The organism is Vibrio sp. Vb2131 (assembly GCF_033338535.1).
In the GTDB taxonomy this organism is placed as follows: domain Bacteria; phylum Pseudomonadota; class Gammaproteobacteria; order Enterobacterales; family Vibrionaceae; genus Vibrio; species Vibrio alginolyticus.
Genome location: NZ_JAWOSW010000060.1, coordinates 1 through 838, shown reverse-complemented (window position 1 = coordinate 838; position 838 = coordinate 1). Strand labels below are relative to the sequence as shown.

The 838-nt window shown below is 53.9% G+C and carries 1 protein-coding gene; it reads left to right on the top strand.

The window, feature by feature from the left end:
- Window positions 1-85: 85 nt before the first annotated feature.
- The coding region (eno, locus tag R7E38_RS22845) for a phosphopyruvate hydratase (RefSeq protein ID WP_411978684.1) at window positions 86-838 on the top strand (753 nt) is incomplete at its 3' end.

Sequence of the window (838 nt, the reverse complement as noted above, 5' to 3'; positions counted from 1 at the left end):
CTCACGTTTGTCCTTAAGACTCCCTTCGGTGTCTCCAGGACCCTCTTTCCTTCCTCCGCAGCGATCCTACTGCCAGAACTTCACCATGTCCATTCTCAAGATCCATGCCAGAGAGATCTTTGACTCCCGCGGGAATCCCACCGTTGAGGTGGATCTCTACACCGCAAAAGGTCTCTTCCGTGCTGCGGTGCCCAGCGGTGCGTCCACTGGCATCTACGAGGCCCTAGAACTCCGAGACAATGATAAGACCCGCTTCATGGGGAAGGGTGTCTCAAAGGCTGTTGAGCACATCAATAAAACTATTGCACCTGCTCTGGTTAGCAAGAAAGTGAATGTTGTGGAGCAAGAGAAGATTGACAAGCTGATGATCGAGATGGACGGCACAGAGAATAAATCTAAGTTTGGTGCAAATGCCATCCTGGGAGTGTCCCTGGCTGTCTGCAAGGCTGGTGCCGTGGAGAAGGGGGTGCCCCTTTACCGTCACATTGCCGACTTGGCCGGCAACCCTGAAGTCATCCTGCCGGTCCCAGCTTTCAATGTGATCAACGGCGGTTCTCATGCTGGCAACAAGTTGGCCATGCAAGAGTTCATGATCCTGCCTGTGGGGGCATCCAGCTTCCGGGAAGCCATGCGCATTGGAGCAGAGGTTTACCACAACCTGAAGAACGTGATCAAGGAGAAGTACGGGAAGGACGCCACCAATGTGGGTGATGAGGGTGGATTCGCACCTAACATCCTGGAGAACAAAGAAGCACTGGAGCTGCTCAAGTCTGCCATTGCAAAGGCCGGCTACACTGACCAGGTTGTCATCGGCATGGATGTGGCTGCCTCCGAATTC